Annotated in this window: 19 protein-coding genes; 10 read left to right on the top strand and 9 right to left on the bottom strand. The window is 70.7% G+C overall.

What is annotated here, in order from left to right; translation table 11 throughout:
- The first annotated feature begins 398 nt into the window (after positions 1-398).
- Entirely contained in the window at positions 399-848 is a 450-nt protein-coding gene (locus tag ACIO9J_RS33075) for a PTS glucose transporter subunit IIA (protein WP_098241161.1), read from the top strand.
- Between the two features lie 77 nt (positions 849-925).
- Positions 926-2,596 carry a phosphoenolpyruvate--protein phosphotransferase gene (gene ptsP, locus ACIO9J_RS33070; RefSeq protein ID WP_402007674.1) on the top strand — a complete coding sequence of 557 codons (1,671 nt, stop codon included), beginning with the start codon at positions 926-928 and terminating at the stop codon, positions 2,594-2,596.
- 84 nt (positions 2,597-2,680) lie between these two features.
- Here the strand turns inward: ptsP and ACIO9J_RS33065 are convergent, their stop codons facing one another.
- Positions 2,681-3,574: a hypothetical protein gene (locus ACIO9J_RS33065; protein WP_402007672.1), complete on the bottom strand. Its 894-nt coding sequence runs from the start codon at positions 3,572-3,574 to the stop codon at positions 2,681-2,683.
- An 85-nt stretch (positions 3,575-3,659) separates the two neighbouring features.
- Positions 3,660-5,645 carry an acetoacetate--CoA ligase gene (locus ACIO9J_RS33060; protein ID WP_402007670.1) on the bottom strand — a complete coding sequence of 662 codons (1,986 nt, stop codon included), beginning with the start codon at positions 5,643-5,645 and terminating at the stop codon, positions 3,660-3,662.
- A gap of 214 nt (positions 5,646-5,859) precedes the next feature.
- Between ACIO9J_RS33060 and ACIO9J_RS33055 the strand changes: the two genes are divergently transcribed.
- Positions 5,860-8,220, top strand: a complete 2,361-nt coding sequence (locus tag ACIO9J_RS33055; protein WP_402007668.1) for a glycoside hydrolase family 31 protein — start codon at positions 5,860-5,862, stop codon at positions 8,218-8,220.
- 159 nt (positions 8,221-8,379) lie between these two features.
- Here ACIO9J_RS33055 and ACIO9J_RS33050 read toward each other — a convergent pair whose 3' ends face one another.
- A complete protein-coding gene (locus ACIO9J_RS33050) occupies positions 8,380-8,913 on the bottom strand; it encodes an NUDIX domain-containing protein (protein WP_402007666.1) in 534 nt (177 codons plus the stop codon).
- Positions 8,914-9,110: 197 nt separating this feature from the next.
- Here ACIO9J_RS33050 and ACIO9J_RS33045 point away from each other — a divergent pair, with 197 nt between their 5' ends.
- From ACIO9J_RS33045 to glpK, 5 genes are all read left to right on the top strand, one after another.
- Positions 9,111-9,917, top strand: a complete 807-nt coding sequence (locus tag ACIO9J_RS33045) for a M15 family metallopeptidase (protein ID WP_402007664.1) — start codon at positions 9,111-9,113, stop codon at positions 9,915-9,917.
- Positions 9,918-10,154: 237 nt separating this feature from the next.
- The gene (locus tag ACIO9J_RS33040) at positions 10,155-10,601 is read left to right on the top strand and encodes a Zn-ribbon domain-containing OB-fold protein (RefSeq protein WP_402007662.1); all 447 of its coding nucleotides are present in this window, start codon (positions 10,155-10,157) and stop codon (positions 10,599-10,601) included.
- Positions 10,598-11,788, top strand: coding sequence for a lipid-transfer protein (locus tag ACIO9J_RS33035; RefSeq protein ID WP_402007660.1), 1,191 nt, complete (start codon positions 10,598-10,600; stop codon positions 11,786-11,788). Before ACIO9J_RS33040 ends, ACIO9J_RS33035 begins: the two co-directional genes overlap by 4 nt.
- Positions 11,789-12,172: 384 nt before the next feature.
- Positions 12,173-12,928 carry an MIP/aquaporin family protein gene (locus ACIO9J_RS33030; protein WP_402007658.1) on the top strand — a complete coding sequence of 252 codons (756 nt, stop codon included), beginning with the start codon at positions 12,173-12,175 and terminating at the stop codon, positions 12,926-12,928.
- A 22-nt stretch (positions 12,929-12,950) separates the two neighbouring features.
- On the top strand, positions 12,951-14,471 hold the full coding sequence (glpK, locus tag ACIO9J_RS33025; RefSeq protein ID WP_402007656.1) for a glycerol kinase GlpK: 1,521 nt from the start codon (positions 12,951-12,953) through the stop codon (positions 14,469-14,471).
- Between the two features lie 69 nt (positions 14,472-14,540).
- On the opposite strand, the gene ACIO9J_RS33020 is transcribed toward glpK, so the two are convergent.
- Entirely contained in the window at positions 14,541-15,113 is a 573-nt protein-coding gene (locus ACIO9J_RS33020) for a phosphoribosyltransferase (RefSeq protein WP_402007654.1), read from the bottom strand.
- Positions 15,114-15,262: 149 nt separating this feature from the next.
- Between ACIO9J_RS33020 and ACIO9J_RS33015 the strand changes: the two genes are divergently transcribed.
- Positions 15,263-15,712, top strand: a complete 450-nt coding sequence (locus ACIO9J_RS33015) for a hypothetical protein (RefSeq protein WP_402007652.1) — start codon at positions 15,263-15,265, stop codon at positions 15,710-15,712.
- Between the two features lie 27 nt (positions 15,713-15,739).
- On the opposite strand, the gene ACIO9J_RS33010 is transcribed toward ACIO9J_RS33015, so the two are convergent.
- From ACIO9J_RS33010 to ACIO9J_RS32990, 5 genes are read right to left on the bottom strand one after another with little or no spacing between them, the layout of a single operon-like run.
- Positions 15,740-16,345, bottom strand: a complete 606-nt coding sequence (locus ACIO9J_RS33010; RefSeq protein ID WP_402007651.1) for a GTP-binding protein — start codon at positions 16,343-16,345, stop codon at positions 15,740-15,742.
- Entirely contained in the window at positions 16,326-20,030 is a 3,705-nt protein-coding gene (locus ACIO9J_RS33005; protein ID WP_402007649.1) for a hydantoinase B/oxoprolinase family protein, read from the bottom strand. Before ACIO9J_RS33005 ends, ACIO9J_RS33010 begins: the two co-directional genes overlap by 20 nt.
- A gap of 25 nt (positions 20,031-20,055) precedes the next feature.
- Entirely contained in the window at positions 20,056-20,499 is a 444-nt protein-coding gene (locus tag ACIO9J_RS33000; RefSeq protein ID WP_402007647.1) for a DUF742 domain-containing protein, read from the bottom strand.
- A gap of 9 nt (positions 20,500-20,508) precedes the next feature.
- The gene (locus tag ACIO9J_RS32995) at positions 20,509-20,949 is read right to left on the bottom strand and encodes a roadblock/LC7 domain-containing protein (RefSeq protein WP_055553594.1); all 441 of its coding nucleotides are present in this window, start codon (positions 20,947-20,949) and stop codon (positions 20,509-20,511) included.
- Positions 20,946-24,092 (bottom strand): nitrate- and nitrite sensing domain-containing protein, encoded by a 3,147-nt coding sequence (locus tag ACIO9J_RS32990; protein ID WP_402007645.1) that lies wholly within the window; start codon positions 24,090-24,092, stop codon positions 20,946-20,948. The genes ACIO9J_RS32995 and ACIO9J_RS32990 overlap by 4 nt, the downstream gene beginning before the upstream one ends.
- 516 nt (positions 24,093-24,608) lie before the next feature.
- Here ACIO9J_RS32990 and ACIO9J_RS32985 point away from each other — a divergent pair.
- Positions 24,609-25,148: a hypothetical protein gene (locus tag ACIO9J_RS32985; protein ID WP_402007643.1), complete on the top strand. Its 540-nt coding sequence runs from the start codon at positions 24,609-24,611 to the stop codon at positions 25,146-25,148.
- The last annotated feature ends 29 nt before the right edge of the window (positions 25,149-25,177 follow it).

Here is a 25,177-nt window from a genome sequence, read left to right as displayed (position 1 = left end):
ACTCTTTCGTGTCCGACTTCCTCGGTGCCTTTCCGGTTCCCGCTCCGGCCTTTCGGCTTTCGCGTTTCCCTTTCCGGCGAGTCCGACTTTATCAGGTCTCATTCGACTCTCTGACCACGGTCACCGCAGACATGCGGAACCGGACCCAGGGATAGGATCTGATGTGAAGGATGCCGCCGAGACCGGACGCTTGACTGCGTCCCACGGCCTCAGGCAGGAGTCCGACTGTACATCGGGTCCGGGGCGGGCGCAAATCGTTTGTGCAGTGCCTCTACGTCCGCCAACCGGGACCTCTCGTGCGGAACCGGGACTTCTTATGACTTACCCTTCTGAACAGTGCGTCGTCCAGGACAGGTAGTGACGGCGGCTATGAATCTCCACCCCCTGGGAGGCTAGCCATGACCAGCGTTTCGTCCCCGCTTGCAGGACGCGCCATTGGGCTCTCTGCTGTACCCGATCCCGTGTTCTCAGGCGCGATGGTCGGGCCTGGCACGGCCATCGATCCCGTACGTGAGCCTTCCGAGGCCGTCTCTCCCGTTGACGGCATCGTCGTCTCTCTTCACCCCCACGCCTTCGTGGTGGTCGACGATCAGGGTCACGGGGTCCTTACACACCTCGGCATCGACACCGTTCAGCTCAACGGCGAGGGCTTCGAGCTGCTCGTCAACAAGGGCGACACCGTACAGCGCGGCCAGGCCGTCGTGCGGTGGGACCCCGCCGCCGTCGAGGCCGCCGGCAAGTCCCCGGTGTGCCCGATCGTGGCGCTCGAGGCGACGGCCGAGTCCCTCTCCGAGCTGGTCGAGGACGGCGAAGTGAAGTCCGGCGACGCGCTCTTCAGCTGGAAGTGACGTCATCGCCGTCGCTGACGGCAAGCACGACAACCACCGCGGCGGCAGGGCCCGTCGCACTATCGGAGACGGGTGAAATGGAGACAACGCTGCGAGGCGTCGGTGTGAGCCACGGTGTGGCGATCGGCGAGGTTCGGCACATGGGCACCGCGGTTCTCGAGCCGCCGGCCAAGCAGATTCCGGCCGAGGAGGCTGAGCGCGAACAGGGGCGCGCTCGCCAGGCCGTCGAGGCTGTGGCCGCCGACCTGAATGCGCGCGGCAACCTGGCCGGTGGCGAGGCTCAGGCGGTGCTCGAGGCACAGGCCATGATCGCCCAGGACCCGGAGCTGATGTCCGACGTCGACCGGCGCATCACCGTCGGCAGCACGGCCGAGCGCGCCGTCTACGACGCGTTCTCCCACTACCGCGAACTGCTGGCCGGTGCCGGTGAGTACATGGCCGGTCGTGTGGCGGACCTCGACGACGTGCGCAACCGCATCGTCGCGCGCCTGCTGGGCGTGCCGATGCCGGGTGTCCCGGACAGCGACCAGCCGTACGTGCTGATCGCCCGTGACCTCGCTCCCGCGGACACCGCGCTGCTCGACCCGGCGCTGGTGCTCGGCTTCGTCACCGAAGAGGGCGGTCCGACCAGCCACAGCGCGATCCTCGCGCGGGCTCTCGGGGTGCCGGCCGTCGTCGCGCTGCCGGGTGCCGGTGAGCTCGCCGAGGGCACCGTCGTCGCTGTCGACGGCAGCACCGGTGAGATCTTCGTGGACCCGAGCGCGGAGAAGCGCGCACAGCTCGAGGCCGCGGCCGCCGAGCGCAAGGCCGCGCTGGCCGCGTCCACCGGTCCTGGCGCCACGTCCGACGGTCACAAGGTGCCGCTGCTCGCCAACGTCGGCGGTCCTTCCGACGTGCCGGCCGCGGTCGAGGCCGGCGCCGAGGGTGTGGGCCTGTTCCGTACCGAGTTCCTCTTCCTCGACGACAGCACCAAGGCGCCGTCCGAGGAGAAGCAGGTCGAGGCGTACCGCAAGGTGCTCGAGGCCTTCCCCGAGGGCCGGGTCGTCGTGCGTGTCCTGGATGCCGGTGCGGACAAGCCGCTGGACTTCCTGACGCCGGGCGACGAGCCGAACCCCGCGCTGGGCGTGCGTGGTCTGCGATCGCTGCTCGACCACCCCGAGGTGCTCCGGACGCAGCTGACCGCGCTGGCCAAGGCCGTCGAGGGGCTGCCCGTCTACCTCGAGGTCATGGCCCCGATGGTCGCGGACCGCACCGACGCCAAGGCCTTCGCCGACGCGTGCCGCGAGGCGGGTCTGCAGGCGAAGTTCGGCGCGATGGTGGAGATTCCGTCGGCGGCCCTGCGGGCGCGCTCGATCCTCCAGGAGGTCGAGTTCCTCTCGCTGGGCACCAACGACCTCGCGCAGTACGCCTTTGCCGCCGACCGTCAGGTGGGCGCGGTGTCCCGACTCCAGGACCCGTGGCAGCCCGCGCTGCTCGACCTGGTCGCGATGTCCGCCGAGGCGGCGAAGGCCGAGGGCAAGAGCTGTGGCGTGTGTGGTGAGGCGGCTTCCGACCCGCTGCTCGCCTGTGTGCTGACCGGTCTGGGTGTCACCTCCCTCTCCATGGGTGCGGCGTCCATTCCCTATGTGCGTGCGACGCTCGGCAAGTACACGCTGGCGCAGTGCGAGCGTGCGGCGTCCGCGGCCCGTGCCGCCGACACCGCCGAAGAGGCCCGCAAGGCCGCTCAGGCGGTGCTGTCCGGCGAGTAGTCGGACCCGCTGTCCGGGCGCCTCGCGCCCGAGGGTTGTTCCGAGGGGCGCTCCACCGGTTTCGGTGGGGCGCCCCTCGGACGTTCAGTGGGCGTGTCCTCCCCCGGGCTCGTCGTCCTCCAGGTCGGGGGCCGCGCAATAGTCGACGCCGGATTCGGGAGAGACGAGTTCTCCCGAGAGGGCGTCCGTGCAGTACGCGTCGAAGACCTCCGCCGCGGTGAGTGGCCGGAGCCGTCCGCCGCTCATGCGCCAGCCGTGGACCCGGTCCCTTGCGCCTTCGGCGCTGCTGCGCAGGACCATGCCGGCCGGACGCTGGGTGGCGATGCCGACGGCGAGCACGGTGGTGAACTCCAGGGCCTCGGTCTCGTCGAGGCGGGCCTCCCCGGCGGTGACGGCGTCGACGTGCAGGGCGGCGAGGAGGGTCTCGGAGTCGGTGGGCACGCTGCACACCAGGTGACGGGTGCCGGGTCCGGAGGCCGCGAGGGCGCGGGCGACGAGTTCCGACGCGCGCACGAACGCGGCGCGGCCGATGTCCTCGCCGCAGGTCGCGCAGGTGCCCGCGCGGGCCAGGACCACCGTCGCGTACTCCCAGGTGGCCTGCCGGACCGCCTCGTCGACGAGGTCGGGGACCAGGTCGGTCAGGGACTGTCCTTCGTAGGGAAGGGTGGGCCCTTCGGATGCCAGTTCCGCGGTGAAGCGGGTGCGGCTGCCGGGGGCGTCGGGTTCGAGGCCGGTCGCCGCGCAGTACTCCGCGTACTCCTCGGGATCGAAGAGTGCGACGGTGGTGTGGCCGCCCTGGGCCGCGAGGGTTCTGAGCAGCCCTTCGACCTGCTTGAGGTAGGTCTTGTGGTCGTCGAAGGTGAAGGTGCGGTAGCGACGCATCGCCGCGAAGTCCTCCTCATCGGCCAGCAGGCCGATGGTTCCGGCGACTTCGCGGCGCAGAGCGCGTCGCATCGTGTCGGGTCGGGTGTGCGCCATGATTCCCCCTGCGCTTGGTCGATCAATGCTCACTCACAGTAACGAGAGCCACTGACAACGGGCGCTGACCTGCGGGGACGGGCGATCAGGAGCGCTTGCGGGCGATTTCCTCGTAGTGCCGCAGGAGGTCGAGGTCGTCGACCGAGCCGGGGTTGACGGCCTTTTCCAGCGGGGTTCCTTGCAGGAGGCGCTTGACGGGGACCTCGATGCGCTTGCCGGTGAGGGTGTGCGGGACGCCGGGCACCTCGATGACCTCGTCGGGGACGTGGCGCGGCGAGAGCTGTTCGCGGATCGTCCGCTTGATGCGGTCGCGCAGCCCGTCGTCGAGGGTGGCGCCGGGGGCGAGGTGGACGAAGAGCGGCATCCAGTAGCCGCCGTCGGGCTGTTCGACGCCGATGACGAGGGACTCGCGGATCTCCGGCAGGCGCTCGACGGCCTCGTAGATGTCGGCCGAACCCATGCGTACGCCTTGGCGGTTGAGCGTGGAGTCGGAGCGGCCGTGGATGATCACCGAGCCGCGTGCGGTGAGGGTGATCCAGTCGCCGTGGCGCCAGACGCCGGGGTAGGTGTCGAAGTAGCTGTCGTGGTAGCGGGCGCCTTCCGGGTCGTTCCAGAAGTGGATGGGCATGGACGGCATGGGGTTGGTGACGACCAGTTCGCCGACCTCGTCGACGAGCGGCTCGCCCTGGGGGTCCCAGGCCTGTAGGTCCGTGCCCAGGCAGGGGGCCTGGAGTTCGCCGATGTGGACGGGCAGGGTGGGGACGGCTCCGGCGAAGCAGGAGCAGACGTCCGTGCCGCCGCTGACGGACGCGGTCCACAGGCCGCCGGGGGTGTCCGCGAACTCGTCGTGCAGCCAGCGGAAGCCGTCGGGGGGCAGCGGTGATCCGGTGGTGGCGACGCATTTGACGCGTGAGAGGTCGTGGTCGCGGGCCGGGTGGACGTCGGCCTTGCGGCAGGCCATGACGTACGCGGCGGAGGTCCCGAAGAGGGTGGCGCCGGTGCGTTCGGCGATGCGCCACTGGGCGCCGGTGTCGGGGAAGCCGGGGCTGCCGTCGTACAGGACGATCGTGGTGCCCGTCAGGAGGCCTGAGACGAGGAAGTTCCACATCATCCAGCCGGTGGAGGTGTACCAGAAGAAGCGGTCGTCGGGGCCGAGGTCGCAGTGCAGGCCGAGCTGCTTGAGGTGCTCGACGAGGATGCCGCCCTGGGACTGGACGATGGCCTTGGGCAGGCCGGTGGTCCCCGAGGAGTAGAGCACCCACAGGGGGTGGTCGAACGGCACCGCTTCGAAGGTGGGGGTCACGTCGGCGGAGGTGAGATCCGACCATTCGAGGGCGCCTTCGGGGGCGTCGGTACCGAGCAGCGGGATGTGCACGACCGCGCGGAGGCTGGGCAGTTCGGCGCGGAGTTCGGCGACGGTCTCGCGGCGGTCGTGCTCCTTGCCTCCGTAGCGGTAGCCGTCGACGGTGAAGAGCACCACCGGTTCGACTTGCTGGAAGCGGTCCAGGACGCTGCGGGCGCCGAAGTCGGGGGCGCAGGAGGTCCATACGGCGCCGACCGCGGCGGTGGCCAGGAGGGCGACGACTGCCTGCGGGATGTTCGGCAGGTAGCCGCTGACGCGGTCACCCGGTCGTACGCCCAGGGTGCGCAGCTCGGCGGCCAGGGAGCCGACTTGGCGGCGCAGCTCGGCCCAGGTGACGGTGTGCGGGTCTTGGGACTCGTCGACGTGGAGGAGGGCGGGGGCGTCCGCGCGGGCGGGATCCTCGGCGGCGCGCAGCGCGTGCTCTGCGTAGTTGAGGGTCGAGCCGGGGAACCACTGGGCGCCCGGCATCGCGCGGTCGGCGAGCACGCGCGTGTAGGGGGTCGAGAACCGGACGTCGAACCAGTCGGTGACGGCCTTCCAGAACGTCTCGAGTTCGGCGACGGACCATCGGTGCAACGCTGCGTAGCCGCCGTCGGTGGGTGCTCCGTAGTGTGCTGCCGCCCATGCCTGGAAGCGCGTGACCTGCGCTTCGGCGATCCTTTCCTGGCTCGGCTCCCAGAGTGGCGAGAGGTTCGACGAGGACGTCATGGGGCGGCTCCCGGACTGTTACGCGGCGTATGCGTGTGGGTGCGCACGTGCTGGGTGTGCGCGTGGCACGGCTGTCCCGGAGCCTGCCACGTGATCGACTTCCGCACCAGGGTGTGCCTCACACAGTCAGTGCCCCGGGTATGTGCCGTCACCCCAGGTGAACGGCAGTTGAACGCAGCACACGCGCGGCGCATTCGGTGGCAGGGTGAGCAGCATGAACGGTCGTGACCTGGTGCGTTCGGTGAAAGCGGTCGGCATGGTCGGCACGGCGCAAGGGTTGCGCACGGTGCGCTCCTCGTGGCGCAGGTGGCGTGCGGACGCCGCGGGGCTCGCTCCTCGTGGGCCCGAGCGTGCCCGGGTGCCGGGTCCCGTGACGGGTGTGGAGCCGGAGCCCGGTGGTGGGGTGGTGCGGTTCGCCCGGTCCGAGCTGCGGGTGCGGGTGACCGCGGGCGGGGCGGTGTTCTGGGGCTGGGACGGTGCGGGGCCCGAGCCGTCGTACGCGCTGGCGTGCGGGAGTCCCGAGCCGGATCCCCGTGCCGTCCTCGAGCCCGACAAGGAGGGCGGCTGGCGGGTGGTGTCGGAGCGGGCGACGGTCGTCGTCTCGCGGCACGGGGCCGTCGAACTGCGCACGCCCGGCGGCATGATGCTGCGGCGCGACCTGCCGCCCCGCTGGTGGGAGACCGAGGGCGGCGCGGCGCGCTGGGTGCAGCGGTCGGAGGTGGCGGCGGACGCGCGCTTCTTCGGACTCGGCGGACGGGCCGGCGGGCCGCGGCTGCGCAACGGGACGTACCGGCTGTGGAACACCGATCCCGGTGGGTCGTTCGGGCCTGGGGACGATCCGCTGTACATCACCATGCCGGTGCAGATGGTGGTGGCCGACGCCGGTACGCATCTGGTCTTCCACGACAACACGTGGGAGGGCGAAGTCCTGGTGCACGAGGGCACGGAGGGGGCCGGGAGCGGGCACGACAGGACGGGGTCGTGCGAGGTGCGGATGGACGGCGGGCCGCTGCGCTGTTGGGCGATGGTCGGCACTCCCGCGCGCGTGCTGCACACCTGGGCGTCCCTGACGGGCCCTCCGGCGCTGCCGCCCTCCTGGGCGCTGGGCCACCATCACGCGCGGTGGGGCTTCGGCAGTGAGCAGGAGGTGCGGCGGATCGTCTCCGGATATCAGGAGCGCGGGCTTCCGTTGGATGCCGTGCATCTGGACATCGATCACTACGAAGCGCATCAGGTGTTCACCGTCGACAAGGAGCGGTTCCCCAAGCTGACGCAGTTCGCCGACGAGTTGCGCAGGGACGGGATTCGACTCGTCTCGATCGTGGATCCCGCGGTGAAGGCCGAGCCGGGGGTGGCGCTGTACGACAGCGGGGTAGCGGCGGACGCGTTCGTGCGGGATGCCGCGGGCCGGGCCGTGCGGGGTGTCGTGTGGCCTGGTGAGGCGGTGTATCCGGATTTCACCGACCCACGCACGCGGGAGTGGTGGGGGCGGCTCTACGAGGAACGTCTGGAGCAGGGGTTCTCGGGGTTCTGGCACGACATGAACGAGCCGGTGTCGTTCGCCGCGTTCGGTGAGCCGACGTTGCCCCGTTCGGCGCGGCACGCTCTGGAGGGGGCCGGCGGGGATCACCGGGAGGGGCACAACGTGTACGGCCTCGCGATGGCCCGTGCCGGGTACGAGGGGCTGCGCAAATTGCATCCCGATGAGCGTCCCTTCTTGTTCTCGCGTTCCGGGTGGGCGGGAATGCAGCGCTACGGAGGGACCTGGTCGGGCGATGTGTCGACAGGGTGGCCAGGGCTGCGCGCTTCGCTGTCCCTGGTGTTGGGGCTCGGTCTGTGCGGGGTGCCGTACTCGGGCCCCGATGTGGGCGGGTTCGACGGGAGTCCCTCTCCGGAGCTGTATCTGCGGTGGTTCCAGCTGGGCTCGTATCTGCCGCTGTTCCGTACGCACGCGGCGATCGGGGCCGGGCGGCGCGAGCCCTGGGAGTTCGGGCCCGAGGTGCTGGAGCACGCGCGCGTGGCCCTCGCCGAGCGCGGGCGGCTGCTGCCGTACTTCGTGACGCTCGCGCATCTCGCGCGGCGCACCGGCACTCCCTATGTGCGGCCGCTGTGGTGGGGCAGTCCCGAGGACAGGGCGTTGCGGGACTGCGAGGACGCGTTCCTGCTCGGTGACTCCTTGTTGGTCGCGCCGGTCCTGGAGAGCGGCGTGCGGCGGCGTGCGGTGCGGTTGCCCAGGGGGCGTTGGTACGACACGGCGACCGGCAAGGCGTACGAGGGGCCGGGGCAGGTGGTGGTCGACGCTCCCCTGTCGCATGTCCCGGTGCTCGCGCGCGCGGGTACGGTGCTCCCGGTGCGGGGGTCCGACGGCGGGGTCGAGCTGGAGGCGTGGGCGCCCGCTCGGGGGCGTACGGGCGGTGGTCTGGTGATCGCCGACGTGGGCGACGGGTGGGTCGAGCCGGAGATCGAGCGGTACACGACGCGGTGGAGCGAGGGCCGTGTCGTCGTCGAGCGGGAGGGTGACGACGGCGAAGGCACGGCGGGGCGTCCGGTAGGGGTGCGGGGGCTCGCGGACTGAGCGTCAGAGACGGGGCGGAGTGCGCGGGGCCGCCCGCTGACCGTCCGGAGCCGCTGGAGGGGGCTCTCAGACCGACTGGGCGCCCGTGCCACCGAACGCCCAGGTCGACGCGGCACCCGGGCCACCGGAACCAACCGGACGGCCCAGGTCACCGGAGCGTCAGATGTAGCGGCCCTCGAACCACGCGCGTACCGCCAACGTGTGCAAGGGGAAGGCCAGTTCGGTGGGGCGGCGCAGGAGGTGCCAGCCTTCGGTCTCGTCCGTGGAGGCGGGTGACGGCAGGTCGGCGGCGGGGCGCTCGGGCAGGAGGCCGAAGAGCAGGAGGTAGCCGTCGGGTGCGCTCATCGCGTCGATGAGGCGCACGTCGCGGGTCTCCGCGCCGATACCCGTCTCCTCCTTGAGTTCGCGTACGACCGCGTGCCGCCAGTCCTCCCTGTCGTCGATGAACCCGCCGGGCAAGGCGGTGCCCCCGCGCGCGGGGGCGATGGTGCGGGTCACGACGACGAGGGCGGTGCCCTGCGTGTCGTAGACGGGTTGCAGGGCCACCGCTACGGGAAGCGGGTTGCGGTAGGCCACCGCGCCGCAGCTCGCGCAGGTGCGGGGCCAGCCGGAAAGCTCTTCTCCGTAGGGAGCTCCACAGGTCGAACAGTGGGAGCCGGGAAGAGAGTTGGGAGTGTGTGGGGTTGCGGGCACGCGCGGACTGTATCGGATCTTCCGCCGCGTGGGCCTCTCGGGGCGTGCCCCGGAGAGGCCCAGAAGCCCGCCGCCCAGAGCGCCTCGGCAAGGAGGACGACCTGTCCGGACTCCAAGATCACCCAGTGGCGGATTTCCGGCGCACCCGGGTCATGCCCCTTTCGCGGTCGACGGCGGTCCTGATAGAGGCAGGGGGCATGACAGGACTCGCCCGCACCCTGCGGAACATCGCCGTCTCCGCCACCGCCCTGCTGGCCGTGGCCGCCGCCCCCGCGCACGCCGGGCCGGAATCGGAACCGAAGGCTCCCGAGGAGTTCGTCGCGCTGCGCGCCGTCGACCCGACGATCATCCAGGAGATGCGCTACTTCACGCCGCACAACTTCGTGGGCGAGCGCATCGACGGCTACAAGAAGCCGATGTGCATCCTCACCGAACCGGCGGCGAAGGCGCTGCACAAGGCGCAGCGCGCACTGCTGCGCAAGGGCTACTCCCTGAAGGTGTACGACTGCTACCGGCCGCAGCGGGCCGTCGATCACTTCGTGCGCTGGGCGGAGGACCTGGGCGACGAGCGCATGAAGGCGGAGTTCTATCCGCAAGTCGACAAGTCGAGGCTTTTCGAGGACGGCTACATCGCCGAGAAGTCCGGGCACAGCCGGGGGTCGACGCTGGATCTGACGGTCGTCCCGCTACCGGCCAAACCGACCCGTCCGTACGTACCCGGGGAGCCGCTCACGCCGTGCTACGGCCCCAAGGAGCAGCGCTTCCCCGACAACTCACTGGACATGGGAACGGGCTTCGACTGCTTCGACACCCTGTCGCACACGGACGATCCCCGCATCACGGGCAAGCAGCGCGCGCACCGTGACCTGTTGAGGAACGCCCTGGTCAAGGTGGGCTTCACCAATCTCCCCGAGGAGTGGTGGCACTACACGTACAAGCCCGAGCTCTTCCCTGACACCTACTTCGACTTCCCCGTGTCGCCGCGTTCGCTGCACGGCAAGTAGGGACCCCTTTCGACGAGAGGGCGACCGGGGCACCCCCGTCAGTCCCGGTCGCCCTCTCCGATACACGGACGCGAAAGTCGCCGATCCGGTTCTCTTCTCCGGCACCTTTTCGCCCTCTTCCTTTCTGTTTCCCCTTCCGCTCCCCCGGTGCCGTGCGGCGGGCTGCGTACCCCTGACGGAATCCGGTTGCCCGTGGCACACTTCTGACGTTCCGTCAGATCCAGTCGTGGAGGAACCTTGTCGCGTACGAGCACACCCGTAGTGGCCCGCTGGTTCGCCGGGGAGGGCGCGGACTTCCGACTGCTGGGCACGCGCTGCTCGGCCTGCGCCGCCGTCTTCTTCCCCCGTGAGGACGCCTTCTGCCGCAATCCCGGCTGCGCGGGCGGTGAACTGGTAGAGACGCCGCTGTCCCGGCGCGGCCACGTCTGGTCGTACACGGACGGCCGCTACCGACCGCCCGCGCCCTACGTCTCCGATCCGGAACTTCCGTGGCAGCCCTACACGTTGATCGCTGTGGAACTGGCGACGGAGCGCATGGTGGTGCTCGGGCAGGGGGTCCCGGGGCTCTCCGTCGCCGATCTGGAGGTCGGCATGGAGGTGGAAGTCGTCCCCGGCGTGCTCAACGAGGACGACGAGACGACCTGGACGACATGGCACTGGCGGCCCCTGGGGGTGGACGCATGAGCGGCGAGGTGGCGGTGCTCGGCGCGGGCATGCACCCGTGGGGCAAGTGGGGGCGCTCCTTCATCGAGTACGGCACGGTGGCGGCCAGGGCGGCGCTCGCCGACGCCGGGGTCGACTGGCGCGGCGTGGACTCGATCGTCGGCGCGGACACGGTGCGGGGCGGCTATCCCGGGTACGTCGCGGGGGCCACCTTCGCCAAGGCGCTCGGCTGGCAGGGCGCGCGCGTGGCGAGCGTGTACGCGGCGTGCGCGTCCGGGGCACAGGCCATCAACACGGCGCGCTCACAGATCCTCGCGGGCCTCGCCGATGTCGTCCTGGTGGTCGGGGCCGACGCGGCGCCCAAGGGGTTCTTCAAGCCCGCGGGCGGGGAGCGCGCCGATGACCCGGACTGGCTGCGGTTCCGCGTCCTGGGTGCGACCAACCCCGCGTACTTCGGGCTGTACGCGCGCCGCCGGATGGCCGTGCACGGCGACACCCTGGAGGACTTCGCCCTGGTCAAAGTGAAGAACGCGGCTTTCGGCGCGCTCAATCCGAACGCGCGCTACCGCAAGGAGGTCACCGCAGACGAGGTCGCCGCATCGGCCGTGGTCGCCGATCCGCTGCGGCTGCTCGACATCTGCGCCACCTCGGACGGGGCCGCGGCCCTGGTGCTCTCCAGCATGGAGTTCGCACGCCGGCACGGAGCCACGGAGCCGGTACGCGTGCGTGCCGTCTCCACGGTCACGCCGACGTATCCGCGCACCGTCCTGGACCTGCCGGACATCGCCACGGACTCCGCGGCCGTCGTGGAGCCGAGCGAGGAGACGTATCGGGCCTCCATCGCGCGTGCCGCGTACGAGGAGGCGGGCGTCGGCCCCGAGGACATATCCCTGGCCGAGGTGTACGACCTCTCCACCTCCCTCGAATTGCAGTGGTACGAGGACCTCGGGCTCTGCGGCGAGGGCGAGGGAGCCAAGCTGCTGCGGGAGGGCGTGACCTCGCCGGGCGGGCGGACGCCGGTGAACACCAGCGGCGGACTCGCGTCCTTCGGAGAGGCCGTGCCCGCCCAGGCCATCGCCCAAGTGTGCGAGCTGACCTGGCAGTTGAGGGGTACGGCAGGGGCGCGTCAGGTCGAAGGGGCGCGCGTGGGGATCAGCGCGAACCAGGGTCTCTTCGGACACGGATCGTCCGTCATAGCGGTGCGCTGAGCCCTTCGGGGCGGTCGCGGGCCGCTCACCACGGGTGCTTCGCGGGAAGGCGTCGCACCGGTTAACCGTTGCCGTCCGCGACCTTGACGCTCCATCACCACCGGTGAACACTTCCGGGTGTCAGTCGGCATCGCCGCACCTCGGCTCCACGGCGCGCAGAGCCTCTGCGTGCGCGAAGGGTCTGCACGAAGGGCCTGCTCAACGGGTCATCCCCCCGAGGCGGTCCGACTGCGACGGCACGCTCGTCATGGACGCCGGGCGGGGCGCGGGAGACCTCCTGCCTTCGGCTGAATCAGCCGGGCGTATCCAGGCAGTAGTCGTCGGAAACGCACCCTGCACGGAGTACCGGGGCGCAGCGCCCCGGGCGAGGGCCTAGGAGCCGCCATGTACTCGAATGGGGACATCTTCGTCGGTGAGGTCATCGGCACCGCGATCCTGATTCTGCTGGGCGCCGGTGTGTGCGCCGCCGTCACACTCAGCCACTCGAAGGCGAAGGCCTCCGGGTGGGTCGTCATCGCCTTCGGGTGGGGCTTCGGCGTGCTCGCCGGCGCGTACACCGCGGGCCCGCTCTCCGGCGGTCATCTCAACCCCGCCGTCACGCTCGGCATCGCGATCGACACCGGCAAGTGGGACAAGGTCTGGATCTATCTGCTCGGGCAGATGGTGGGCGCGATGCTCGGCGCCGTACTCGCCTATCTCGTCTACCTCGCGCAGTTCAACGCCAACGTCACGCGGGGCGCCAAGGGCGACTCGGAGGGCGTGCACGTGCCGACGCCGACGCTCGGCATCTTCTCCACCATCCCGGAGATCCGGAACCCCGTCGCCAACCTCATCACCGAGGTCATCGCGACCGTGGCCCTGGTGCTGCCCATCCTGGCCTTCGGGCTCACCAAGGGGCTCGGCGAATCCGGCACGCAGACGCTGATCGTGGCCTTCCTGGTCGTCGGCATCGGCCTCTCCCTGGGTGGCCCCACGGGGTATGCGATCAACCCGGCGCGCGACCTCGGTCCGCGCATCGTGCACACGTTCCTGCCGATCCCGAACAAGGGCACGTCCGACTGGAGTTACGCCTGGATTCCGGTGGCCGGACCGCTGATCGGCGGGGCCCTCGCGGGTGCCATCTACAACGCAGCCTTCTGAGTCTTCTCTTCAAGGGGTAGCCATGCCGGACAGCTCCGAGAAATTCGTCGCCGCCATCGACCAGGGCACCACGTCGAGCCGCTGCATCATCTTCAACCAGGACGGCGCGATCGTCGCCGTGGACCAGCGCGAGCACCGCCAGATCTTCCCCAAGCCCGGCTGGGTGGAGCACGACGCCACCGAGATCTGGTCCAAGGTGCAGGCGGTGGTGGCGGGGGCGATCGCCAAGGCCGGGCTCCGCGCCGACCAGTTGAGCGCGCTCGGCATCACCAATCAGCGCGAGACCACCGTCCTGTGGGACCGTGCCACGGGCAAACCCGTGCACAACGCGATCGTCTGGCAGGACACCCGTACGTCGGGGCTCTGCAACGAACTGGGCGGCACGGACGGCCAGGACCGCTTCCGTGAGCAGACGGGGCTGCCCCTTGCCAGCTACTTCTCCGGGCCCAAGGCCGCCTGGCTGCTCGACAACGTGCCGGGACTGCGGGCCCGTGCCGAGCGCGGCGAGATAGCCTTCGGCACGATCGACTCCTGGCTGATCTGGAACCTCACGGGCGGCACCGACGGCGGCAAGCACGTCACCGACGTCACCAACGCGGGCCGCACCATGCTGATGAACCTGGAGACGCTCCAGTGGGACGCGTCGATCCTGTCGGCGATGAACGTCCCCGAGGCGGTCCTGCCGGAGATCAGGTCGTCGGCCGAGGTGTACGGCACGGCCGTGGGCCAGCTCTCCGGAGTACCCGTCGCGTCCGCGCTCGGCGACCAGCAGGCGGCCGTCTTCGGGCAGGCCTGCTACGACACGGGCACCGCCAAGAACACCTACGGCACGGGCAGTTTCCTGCTGCTCAACACCGGTAACCGGCCCGTCCCCTCGAAGAACGGGCTGCTCACCACGATGGGCTACAAGATCGGCTCCGAGGCGCCTGTGTACTGCCTGGAGGGGTCCATCGCGATCACCGGCGCCCTGGTGCAGTGGTTCCGCGACCAGCTCGGCATCATCCGCAACGCGGACGAGATCGAGACGCTCGCGGCGAGCGTGGACGACAACGGAGGCGCGTACATCGTGCCCGCGTTCTCCGGCCTGTTCGCCCCCTACTGGCGCTCCGACGCGCGCGGCGTCGTCACCGGGCTCACCCGGTACGTCACCAAGGCGCATCTGGCGCGTGCGGTCCTGGAGGCGACCAGCTGGCAGACGCGTGAGGTCGTCGACGCCATGTACCAGGACTCCGGGGTGCAGATCACCACCTTGAAGGTGGACGGCGGCATGACCAAGAACAACCTCCTGATGCAGCACCAGGCGGACGTCCTCGGGGTGCCGGTGATCCGGCCGAAGGTCTCCGAGACCACCTGCCTGGGCGCGGCGTACGCGGCCGGGCTCGCCACCGGGGTCTGGAACGACCTCGACGAGCTCAAGGCGCACTGGCAGCAGGACGTCGAGTGGACACCGCGGATGGACGCCGACTCGCGGGAACGCGAGTACCACAACTGGCACAAGGCGGTGGAGCGGAGCTTCGGCTGGCTGGAGGACGGCGAAGGCTGAGCCGAGCACGACTGCGGCCCGTACCCCGGTCGGCGGGGGTACGGGCCGTAGCGCTGCGGAGCTCCTGAGTCAGTGGATCTCCCAAGGGCAGATGATCCATCCTGCGTAGAAGGAACCGACGTAGTCCAGTACGCGGAGCGGGTCATCGAGCGGTGGATCCGGATGCGTTCGGAGCCAGTTGATCCGGTTCACGGCCAGCGCCACCGTGCGGGTTCTCGCGGCCCCCAGACCGGCCAGGAGGTCGCGGGCAACCTCCAGAGTCTTCCCTGACCCCGCCACATCATCGACGATGAGCACGTCCCTGCCGGAGACGTTCCCCAAGGAACCGGGATGGTGTACGGATGGCCTCGTGCTCTTGGCAGCCCCAATCTCCTCCCCGATGGTGTGCCTGATCTGCAGCGCCCGCACATCACGGAGCTGCAGGGCATGGGCGAGGACTGTGGCGGGGACCATGCCGCCGCGGAGGACAGCGATGAGGATGTCGGGGCGGCCGTCGCCGCTGACACGGCCGGCGAGCGCCGAACCCATGAGGTGTACGTCGTTCCACGTCAGGCGCGCCGCCACGCTGCCCTCCCATGGCGCGCCGAGTCGCGGGACCGTCGCGCCACACGCCGGTGCGGCCGCACGGTCGTCGTCTCCCATTCGGCTCCTCCGTCCCCCACGGCCGCCGCCACGCCCTCATGACAGGTGTGGACGCGCCGGTCCACAGCCATGATTGACCACCAGGGCGCCGGTGGCGATGCACCCACCGGGCCGACCAGTCCACAACCGTGCCCCCCTTGCTAGAGGCCATGGCAGACAGCAGTGATGTATTGCTCGCGCTCATCCGGGAGCAGCGCGACCAGATCCGTCAGATCGAGAGTCAGCGCGCCGTGCTCACCAACGTCGTCGTACTCACCGTCGCCGCCGGCCTTGGGTTCATCTCCCAACGAGGCCTCACGGACACCGCTTTGACGATCACGATTCCCATGACCTTGCTCGGCCTCTATGGGGCAGTCGCCTGTCTCAAGTACCACGAGCGTTCCAGGCTGCACGGCGCGCAGGCTCATCAACTACGCCTGCTGCTGATGGAGTTGCACACGGATCTGAACGTCGAGGCACGCTGGTCGGGCGTGTTCCGTGACCAGCGCGCGGCGTACCCACTGCTCAATCGCCTGCGTCTCTATGTCATCTGGGTGACACTGCACCTGGGGATCTGCCTCGTCGGCCTGGCGCTCACCGTCGTCGTACTCGTGTCCTGAGCACGGAGCCGTGCACATGACCATCCGTCACGGAAGTGCGGGCTCCCGGGCCGCCGCGGCCGCCGCCATCGCGTGTTCGACGACGCCGATGAGGACCTCCTTGACCGACTCGCGGTCGCGGGCGTCGCACAGGACGACGGGGACCTCGGGGTCCAGGTCGAGGGCCTGGCGTACGGCGTCGGCGGGGTAGCGGGTGGCCTCGTCGAAGCAGTTGACGCCGATGACGAAGGGTATGGAGCGGCGTTCGAAGTAGTCGACGGCCGCGAAGCAGTCCTCCAGGCGGCGGGTGTCGGCGAGGACCACGGCGCCCAGTGCCCCGGTCGCCAGTTCGTCCCAGAGGAACCAGAAGCGGTCCTGTCCCGGGGTGCCGAAGAGGTACAGGACCAGGTCCTCGCGGAGCGTGATGCGGCCGAAGTCCATGGCGACCGTGGTGGTGTGCTTGCCCGCGACGCCGCGGGTGTCGTCGACGGGGCGGCCGGCCTCGCTGAGGGTCTCCTCGGTGCGCAGCGGCTTGATCTCGCTGACCGCGCCGACCAGGGTCGTCTTGCCGACGCCGAAGCCGCCCGCCACCAGGATCTTCAGGGTCACCGGCTCGACGGGGGCCTTGCCGCGCTCAGAACGCCGGAAGATCATCGCTCACTTCTCCTGGATCAGTGGTGTCGCGCGGGGCCGGTCCGTATCCGCCGCCGCCGGGGGTTTCGATCACGAGTACGTCGCCGGGGCCCAGGTCGGCCGAGTCACTGCCGCCGAGCTCCAGTACGCCGCCGTCCGCGCGTTCCACGCGGTTGGCGCCGAGCGCGCCGGTGGCGCCGCCCGCCATGCCGTACGGCGCGACCCTGCGGTGCTGCGACAGGGTGGACACCGTCATCGGCTCGCGGAAGCGGATGCGGCGCACGGCCCCGTCCCCGCCGCGCCACCTCCCGCTGCCGCCGCTGCCCCGCCGTACCGCGAACTCCTCCAGGAGGACGGGCAGCCGCCACTCCAGGACTTCGGGGTCGGTGAGCCGCGAGTTGGTCATGTGGGTCTGCACGACGGGCGCGCCGTCGAATCCCTCGCCCGCTCCCGAGCCCGACGCCACGGTCTCGTAGTACTGGTGGCGTTCGTTGCCGAAGGTGACGTTGTTCATCGTCCCCGAGCCCTCCGCCTGGACGCCGAGTGCCGCGTACAGGGCGCCGGTGATCGCCTGTGAGGTCTCGACGTTGCCCGCGACGACGGCCGCGGGCGGTTCGGGCGCGAGCAGGGAGCCGGGCGGCACGATGATGCGCAGGGGGCGCAGACAGCCGTCGTTGAGGGGGATGTCGTCGGCGACGAGCGTGCGGAAGACGTACAGCACGGCGGCGTTGACCACCGCGAAGGGCGCGTTGAAGTTCGTGGCGAGCTGCGCCGACGTGCCGGTGAAGTCGACGGTCGCGGTGCGCTCCTCGCGGTCCACGCTCACCCGGACGCGGATAGTGGCCCCGGAGTCCGTCTCATAGGCGAACTGGCCCTCTTCAAGGGTGTCGATGACGCGTCGTACGCTTTCTTCCGCGTTGTCCTGGACGTGTTTCATGTACGCCTGGACGACGTCGAGCCCGAAGTTGTCGATCATGCGGGCGACTTCGTCGACGCCCTTCTGGTTGGCGGCGATCTGAGCGCGCAGGTCGGCGAGGTTGGTGTCCGGGTTGCGCGAGGGGTGAGTGGCCCCGGTGAGCAGGTCGCGGGTCTCCGGCTCGCGGAAACGGCCGCCTTCCACAAGAAGCCAGTTGTCGAAGAGGATGCCCTCCTCGTCGATGGTGCGGCTGTCGGCGGGCATGGAGCCGGGGGCGATGCCGCCGATCTCGGCGTGGTGGCCGCGCGACGCCACGTAGAAGAGGATCCGCCGCTCCGGAGTGCCGTGCTCCCCCGGCCCGTCGAAGACCGGGGTGATGACGGTGACGTCGGGGAGGTGGGTGCCGCCATGGTACGGGTCGTTGACCGCGTAGCTGTCCCCCGGGCGCATCCCGCTGCCCCTGCGCGCGATGACCTCCTTGACGCTGGTGCCCATCGAACCGAGGTGCACGGGGATGTGCGGGGCGTTGGCGACGAGGTTGCCTTCGGGGTCGAAGAGCGCGCAGGAGAAGTCGAGCCGCTCCTTGATGTTCACGGACTGGGCGGTGGACTCCAGGCGGGCGCCCATCTGTTCGGCGATCGACATGAAGAGGTTGTTGAAGACTTCGAGCAGGACGGGGTCGGCCGCGGTGCTCGCGGTGGAACTCACCGGCTCCGCCACGCGTTTCATGACCAGGTGTCCTGTTTCCGTCGTGGCCGCCTGCCAGCCGTCGTCCACGACCGTCGTGGCGCTGGCCTCGGTGATGACGGCGGGCCCCGTGACGCTCTCGCCGGGCGGCAGTTCCTCGCGGCGGTGCAGGGGCACGTCGCGCCAGGCGCCGCCCGTGTGCAGCCGGACGGAGCGTGCGGTGCCGTGCGAGGTGTCGCCCGCGGGCCCGGACCGAGCGGACAGGGCGGGTGGAGCGGACAGGGCGGACAGATCAGGGGGCTCGGTGATCCCGGTGGCCTCCACGGAGAGGGCTTCCACGACGACCGGACGGTCCAGGGTGAAGGAGTAGGTGGCGCGGTGGCGGTCCTCGAAGGCGCGGAGCATGGCGTCCGGCTCGGTGAGTTCCACGGTGAGGGCGGTGTCCGTGCCGTCGTAGCGCAGTTGGGCGCGGCGGGTGACGCGGACGCGCTCGGCGGGCACGTCCTCGGCCAGGAGTTCGTCGCGGGCGGCGCTCTCCAAGTCGTCGGCGATCTTGTGGACATGGGGCATCGAGGACGCTTCCAGGGGTGCCTCCACGGACTGTTCGCGCATCGCCGTGGTGTCGGCGAGGCCGATGCCGAGGGCGGAGAGCACCCCGGCCATCGGGGGCACGAGGACCGTGCGGATGCCGAGCGAGTCGGCGACCATGCACGCGTGCTGGCCACCCGCGCCGCCGAACGTGGTCAGGGCGTACCGCGTGACGTCGTGGCCCTTCTGGACCGAGATGCGCTTGACGGCGCCCGCGATGTTGGCGACCGCGATCCGCAGATAGCCCTCGGCGACCTGCTCGGGCGTGCGGTCGTCACCGGTGGCCCCATGGATCTCGTGGGCGAGGTCGGCGAAGTGCTCGCGGACGAGTGCGGCGTCCAGGGGCTGATCGCCGTCCGGGCCGAACACCGTCGGGAAGTGGGCGGGTTGGATGCGCCCCAGGGCGACGTTGGCGTCGGTGACGGTGAGCGGACCGCCGCCCCGGTAGCTCGCGGGGCCCGGATCGGCGCCCGCCGAGTCGGGGCCCACGCGGTAGCGGCTGCCGTCGAAGTGCAGGACGGAGCCGCCGCCCGCGGCGACGGTGTGGATGTCCAGCATCGGGGCGCGCAGGCGCACTCCCGCGATCTGTGTGGTGAAGACCCGTTCGTACTCGCCCGCGTAGTGCGACACGTCCGTGGACGTGCCGCCCATGTCGAAGCCGATGACGCGGTCGAAGCCCGCGAGGCGCGACATCCGGGCCATGCCCACGATGCCGCCCGCGGGTCCGGAGAGGATCGCGTCCTTGCCGCGGAACTGGCCCGCTTCGGCGAGGCCGCCGTTGGACTGCATGAACATCAGCCGTACACCGCGCAGTTCGTCGGCGACGTGCTGGACGTAGCGGCGCAGGACCGGCGAGAGATACGCGTCGACGACCGCGGTGTCGCCGCGCGGTACGAGCTTCATCAGCGGGCTGACCTCGCTGGAGAGCGAGATCTGCGGGAAGCCGGTGCGGTCGGCGAGCGCGCCGATCGCCTGTTCGTGAGCGGGATACAGGTGGCTGTGCATGCAGACGACGGCCACGGAGCGGATCCCGTCGTCGAACGCCTTCCGTAACGGCCCGGTGAGTCCGTCGAGGTCGGGTGCGCGCAGCACCGTCCCGTCCGCCGCGACCCGCTCGTCGACCTCGATCACCCGCTCGTAGAGGAGTTCGGGCAGGACGATCTCGCGGGCGAAGATCTCCGGGCGGTTCTGGTACGCGATGCGCAGGGCGTCGCGGAAGCCGCGCGTGACGATCAACGCGGTGGGCTCGCCCTTGCGCTCCAGGAGGGCGTTGGTGGCGACGGTGGTGCCCATGCGGACGGCGTCGACGGGCGGCGCGGGCGCCTGCCCGTCGGCGGACTCCGCCACCTCGCCCGCCTGCGCGAGCAGCTCCCGGATCCCCGCGACGGCCGCGTCCCGGTAGCGCGCGGGGTTGTCCGAGAGGAGCTTGTGCGTGCGCAGCCGACCGTCGGGACGGCGCGCGACGATGTCGGTGAAGGTGCCGCCCCTGTCGACCCAGAACTGCCAGCCAGTCACGTTCTCACTCCCGCTTCCGCGCTGTTCAGAGCGCCCGGAGGCCGTTGATCACGTCGCGCAGAATACTCTCGTCCGGCAGTTCGGCGGGGGGTACGGGGCGGGTCACGTGCACCAGTTCGTCGTCGACGAGGTCCCCGATCAGGACGCGGACCACGCCGATGGGCAGATCGAGTTCGGCCGCGAGTTCGGCGACCGACTGGGGGGTGTCACGGCAGAGTTCGACGATGTCCACGTGCTCCGGAGAGAGCGTCTGGTCGGCCTCCGGGTCGCCGATCGCCGTGGTCTCGGCGATGACGACCGCGATGAGGTCGAGGCGGTGCTGCCCGGGGCTCGTGGTGCGGCCCCGCGTCATGGCGTAGGGACGCACCACGGGGCCCGCGTCGTCGTCGAACCAGCGTGGGGTCTCTTGTGACCCCTGCGGTCTGTGTGCTCTCTGCGTGTTCTTTATCCCTCGACCGTCGTCGCTCATGACCTCCCACTACCCCCCGGCGGGCAGGTCCGTGCGCGGCGCCGTCCCCAGATGCACGCCCACCCTCTTGACCAGCAGCGTCATTTCGTACGCCACCAGACCGACGTCGGAATCCGCGTCCGCGAGGACGGCGAGACAGCTACCGTCGCCCGCCGCCGTGACGAAGAGGAACGCGTCGTCGAGCTCGACGACGGTCTGCCGGACCCTGCCCGCCTCGAAGTGCCTGCCCACGCCCTTGGCGAGGCTGTGGAACCCGGAGGCGACGGCGGCGAGGTGCTCGCTGTCCTCCCTGGTCAGGTTCTTCGACACGCCGGTGGGCAGGCCGTCGCCCGAGAGGACGAGCGCCTTGCGGATGCTGGCGACGCGCTGCACCAAGTCGTCGAGGAGCCAGTTCAGCTCACCTGACCCCCCGGTCGTGGCGGTGCGTGCGTCGGCCTTCGGTGCGGTCATCGACCGTCCCCCTCTGTGGTTCCTGGTGCTGTGCCGTCCGTGGCGGTGTCGCCCGCGGCGTTCTCGTCCCGGCCGCGCTGCCAGCCCCGCTGGAGCGAGGCCATGCGGCTGCGTACCTCTTCCGCGTCGCGCTCCTCCGGCCGGGTCTCGGCGCGCTCGGAACGGCGGTCCGGACTGTCCTTCAACTGTGGGGCGAGGCTGGCCTGCCGGACTCGGCGGGGCAGTACGCCCGACGTGGTCGTGGTGGTGCGGTCCTGGTCGGTGCTCCTGTGCTGGTCGGTGTCACGGTGGCGTTGGTCGGCGCCCTGGTCCTGGTGGCCGGTGTGCCGGTCCTGCCGTCCCCCGGGTCGGCCCGTGGCCTCGTCGGGCACCGGGGCGACGGGCGGACGCGCGTCGGTGCGGTCCTGGCTGCCGCGGCCCTGGAGGCCCGTACGACGGCGCCTGGGCAGCTCCGCGGGTGCGTCGGGGCCGTCGGTGGCCGTGACGTCCCTGTGCGGCGGTGACAGGTCGGGCCAGGCCGACTGCGGTTCGGGACGGCGCGGCAGGTCGAGGCCGCCGGGCGCGGGGCGGTGCGGCGGGCGGACGCCCGCCGGGCCCTCCGTGAATCCTGGGCGAAGGGTGCGTCCGGGGGGCCCGTCCTCGGCGGCGGGGTCGAGCGGCCGGTCCCCGAAGGGTCCGCCGGCGTCGGGCCTCTCCCCGAAGGGGACACCGTCCTGCGACCTGCCGTCCTGGGGCCTGCTGTCCGGCGGACGGTTGTCCGCGGGGCGGCTGTCCCCGGGGCGGGTGTGCGTCACGGCGCGGCCGTGCGAGCTGACCAGCTTCGGGGTCCTGCGGCGTGGCAGCTGTACGGGTCCTTCGGAGTGGGCGCCTTCGGCGCTCCCGTCGGCGGCGCGGCCCTCCGGCGCGTCGGGACGGGTGGGCTCGGCACGGCCCGGCCCGCGGTCGTCGCGGGCCTGCTGGTGCTGCTCCCCCGGTGCGCCCGCCACCCGGCGCCTGGGCCGGAAGAGCCCGCCGATCTCGCTGTCCTCGTCGCCGATCTCACCCGGGAAGGAGTCGAGGTCCGCCATGCCGACGGGGGCCTCGAGCTCGACGGGGCCGTCGAGGACGGACGCGGGAAGTCCGGGCAGCTGCACGGGCACCTGGGCGAGCGCCGCCGTGCGGTCGGCCGCCTTGTCGGTGCCGACGGCGGGTTCCTTGGGCTGCGGCCGATCGAGCCGGAACCCGACGCCGCCGGTGTCGGCCACGTCATCGGTGAGCAGCGTCTCCGGGATGAAGACGACCGCGGTCGTCCCGCCGTACGGCGAAGGCTGCAGCGACACACGGACGCGCTGGCGCTGCGCGAGGCGGCTGACCACGAACAGTCCGAGCCGGTCGGTGTCGGAGAGTTCGAACTCGGGGGTCTCGGCGAGCCGGAGGTTGGCGTCGAGCAGCGCGTCGGCCGCCATGCCCAGGCCACGGTCGTGGATCTCCAGGGTGAAGCCGTTGGCGACGTGCTCGCCCAGGACCTGCACCGCGGTGTGCGGCGGCGAGAACACCGTGGCGTTCTCCAGGAGTTCGGCCATCAGGTGCGTGAGGTCCGCGACGGCGGGCCCGGTGACCGCGATGCGGGGCAGCCGGCGCACCTCGATGCGCTCGTAGTCCTCGACCTCGGCCACGGCGGCACGGACCACGTCCATGAGCTGGACGGGCTTGCGCCACTGCCGCGAGGGGGCGGCGCCGGAGAGGATCACGAGGCCCTCGGCGTGCCGCCGCATGCGGGTGGTGAGGTGGTCGAGGCGGAAGAGGTCGGCGAGCTCGTCGGTGTCCTCGGTACGCCGCTCCATGGTGTCCAGAAGCGTGAGCTGCTTGTGCAGCAGGACCTGGCTGCGCCGGGCGAGGTTGACGAACACCTCGGAGACGCCGCGGCGCAGGTCGGCCTGTTTGACGGTGGCCTCCACCGCGGCCCGCTGGAGGGTGTTGAGCGCCTGCCCGACCTGCCCGATCTCGTCCTTGTCGTACGTCAGTCGCGGCGACTCGGTCTCCACGTCCACCTGTTCCCCGGCCGCCAGGCGGCGCAGCACGCCGGGCAGTCGGACGCCGGACGCCTCGTGGGCCTCCAGACGCAGGCGGCGCAGGTCGCGGATGAGGCTGCGGCCGATGCGTACGGACAGGAAGAGCGAGATCAGGAGGGCGAGCAGACCCACGACGCCCGCCACGACCGCACGGACGATGACGCCGACGGAAGCGGGTTCGACGCGGTCCTGGAAGCGGTCGGACGCCTGGATGTTGCGTTCCGTGAGCTCCTTGAGGACCCGGCTCGCCGCCCCGTCCCAGTGGGCCGACGTCACCACGCGCGGGGTGCCGGGCGCGGACGCGATGACGTCCTCCTCGGCCTTGCGCAGCTGGGTGGTCTCGGCGCCGTTCCAGAACCGCTCGTAGCGCTCGCGGTCGGCCACGGGCAGCTGCGCGAGGTTCACCTCGTTCAGCAGCTCGCGCTGCGCCCGCAGCTCGGCGATCTGCCGGATCTCCGGCTTGGTCAGCCGTCGCGCCACGAGGGAGGAACCGAGCAACGCGTCCTCGCGGGACAGCAGTTCACGCGCGCGTGAGACACCGACGAGGGCGCGGCCCTGCTGGTCGAGACCCACGTCGTCGAGTCCGGCGAAGCCGTTGAGCGTGGTCAGGAAGCCGAAGCAGGGGTCGACCAGCTTCGAGTACATCTTCAGGGCGCCGGCCCGGGTGATCGTGCCCTCTTCGACGGTGCGGCGCAGCGAGTCGATGCCGTCGAACGCCTCGACGAGCGCGGTGAGCTGCTCCTCCGAGTCGCCCTCGACGTCGTCACGGATGTCCGGGTCCCCGGCCTTCTCCCGCACCTTGCTGACCATGTCGTCGGTCGCGGTGCGGCTGCGGCGCAGGGCGGCGAGGGCGTCGGACGCGCGCGGATCGGCGAGGTAGACGAGAGTCCGCCTGCGCTCCTCCTGGACCACGCGGATCGTGTCCTCGATGGGATAGCCGAGCTTGTCGACGACGTAGGACGCGCCGAGTACTCGATTCGCCTCGCGGCCGGTGATGACGGTGGCGAATCCCCAGATCGCGGTAAGGGAAAGCAGCGGCACGAGCAGCAGTGCCACGATCTTCCGGCGGATGGACTTCCCGCGAAAGCGCATGGCCTCCCCCAGATCGGCCCCCTGTGGCCGGTGCATGGGCCAGGGGCACACATGTGCGTCAACAAACGGCGCGAGCCTACTACTGACCCACGGGCAACTCGAAGGCGCATCCGAACGCTTTTCGGCCGTGACGTGAAAGGGACGTCCCCAGTTGTCCCTTCATTACGGGAGATTGCGTCCCAGCATGTGCCGCATGCCGCATGCACCCATCCCCCTTTCCCCGTACGCCAGTTGGCCGGATCTCTTCGCTGTGCGGAAGCACCTCGACCGTTTCCCGTCCGGTTCGCGTAAGCATCGCGGGAATCTTTCGGATCTCCCGTTCGTCAGTCAGGGAGAAGGGCGCGGAGTTGTCGTGAAGAAGACGTGGTTCGGGCGTGGACCAGGCGTGGTTGAGATGTGAACCAGGGCAGGACCATGAGCGAGCGACATATAGCGCAGTAAAACGGGCAGCCACTGGTGAGTTGAACCGGTTGCGTCCGGCGAAGGGCCGCGAGGCGCGGGGGGAGTGACGAATCAATGGGCACGGCAGAGCGCCACAGGGCGTCAGGAAGCGGAAAGGCCGAGGAGGCCACGGCGCCGCGGGGATCGGCGGCGTGGGGATCGGCGGCTGCGCGGGGCACAGCGGCTCAGGGAACGGCTTCGAGCGAGTACGACATCCCTGCGCAGCGCCCGCCGTTGTGGGTCGAGGAACCCGCGCGCAAAAGACGGCTGCCCGATCCCGTCCGGACGTCCGCCGTGCGGGCCGTGATCATAGTGGCGCTCACCCTGGTGCAGGCGATGGTCGCCTTCTTGTCCGCGCTCGCCGGCTCGTGGCTGTCCTTCCCCATGGTGCTGAGCAGCGTGGCCAGTACGGTCGTCGCGACGTGGGGCGTCCTCGACGTATGGGTGACCCGCCAGGTGTGGAACCAGCGCAACGGCGTGGTGTCCGCCCCGAGCAGCACGGCACGCCGACTGCGCCGGGAGCGGCGCCGGGCGCGCCGGCAGGCGCGGGCCGAAGGGCGGGGCAGGGTACGCATACGTAGGCGGGGTGGGACGGGACAGTTGTCGCACCCTTGAGGGGGACCCGTCCACCGAACGACGACGGG

Source organism: Streptomyces sp. NPDC087300, from assembly GCF_044744425.1.
Taxonomy (GTDB): domain Bacteria; phylum Actinomycetota; class Actinomycetes; order Streptomycetales; family Streptomycetaceae; genus Streptomyces.
Note: the sequence above shows the minus strand (reverse complement) of the source record. Positions and strands in the feature narration are given on the sequence as shown.

Coding starts and splice junctions, on each gene's coding strand:
- ACIO9J_RS33075 (WP_098241161.1), top strand. CDS start 399: ATGACCAGCGTTTCGTCCCCGCTTGCAGGACGCGCCATTGGGCTCTCT.
- ptsP (WP_402007674.1), top strand. CDS start 926: ATGGAGACAACGCTGCGAGGCGTCGGTGTGAGCCACGGTGTGGCGATC.
- ACIO9J_RS33065 (WP_402007672.1), bottom strand. CDS start 3,574: ATGGCGCACACCCGACCCGACACGATGCGACGCGCTCTGCGCCGCGAA.
- ACIO9J_RS33060 (WP_402007670.1), bottom strand. CDS start 5,645: ATGACGTCCTCGTCGAACCTCTCGCCACTCTGGGAGCCGAGCCAGGAA.
- ACIO9J_RS33055 (WP_402007668.1), top strand. CDS start 5,860: ATGAACGGTCGTGACCTGGTGCGTTCGGTGAAAGCGGTCGGCATGGTC.
- ACIO9J_RS33045 (WP_402007664.1), top strand. CDS start 9,111: ATGACAGGACTCGCCCGCACCCTGCGGAACATCGCCGTCTCCGCCACC.
- ACIO9J_RS33035 (WP_402007660.1), top strand. CDS start 10,598: ATGAGCGGCGAGGTGGCGGTGCTCGGCGCGGGCATGCACCCGTGGGGC.
- ACIO9J_RS33030 (WP_402007658.1), top strand. CDS start 12,173: ATGTACTCGAATGGGGACATCTTCGTCGGTGAGGTCATCGGCACCGCG.
- glpK (WP_402007656.1), top strand. CDS start 12,951: ATGCCGGACAGCTCCGAGAAATTCGTCGCCGCCATCGACCAGGGCACC.
- ACIO9J_RS33020 (WP_402007654.1), bottom strand. CDS start 15,113: ATGGGAGACGACGACCGTGCGGCCGCACCGGCGTGTGGCGCGACGGTC.
- ACIO9J_RS33015 (WP_402007652.1), top strand. CDS start 15,263: ATGGCAGACAGCAGTGATGTATTGCTCGCGCTCATCCGGGAGCAGCGC.
- ACIO9J_RS33010 (WP_402007651.1), bottom strand. CDS start 16,345: ATGATCTTCCGGCGTTCTGAGCGCGGCAAGGCCCCCGTCGAGCCGGTG.
- ACIO9J_RS33000 (WP_402007647.1), bottom strand. CDS start 20,499: ATGAGCGACGACGGTCGAGGGATAAAGAACACGCAGAGAGCACACAGA.
- ACIO9J_RS32995 (WP_055553594.1), bottom strand. CDS start 20,949: ATGACCGCACCGAAGGCCGACGCACGCACCGCCACGACCGGGGGGTCA.
- ACIO9J_RS32990 (WP_402007645.1), bottom strand. CDS start 24,092: ATGCGCTTTCGCGGGAAGTCCATCCGCCGGAAGATCGTGGCACTGCTG.
- ACIO9J_RS32985 (WP_402007643.1), top strand. CDS start 24,609: ATGGGCACGGCAGAGCGCCACAGGGCGTCAGGAAGCGGAAAGGCCGAG.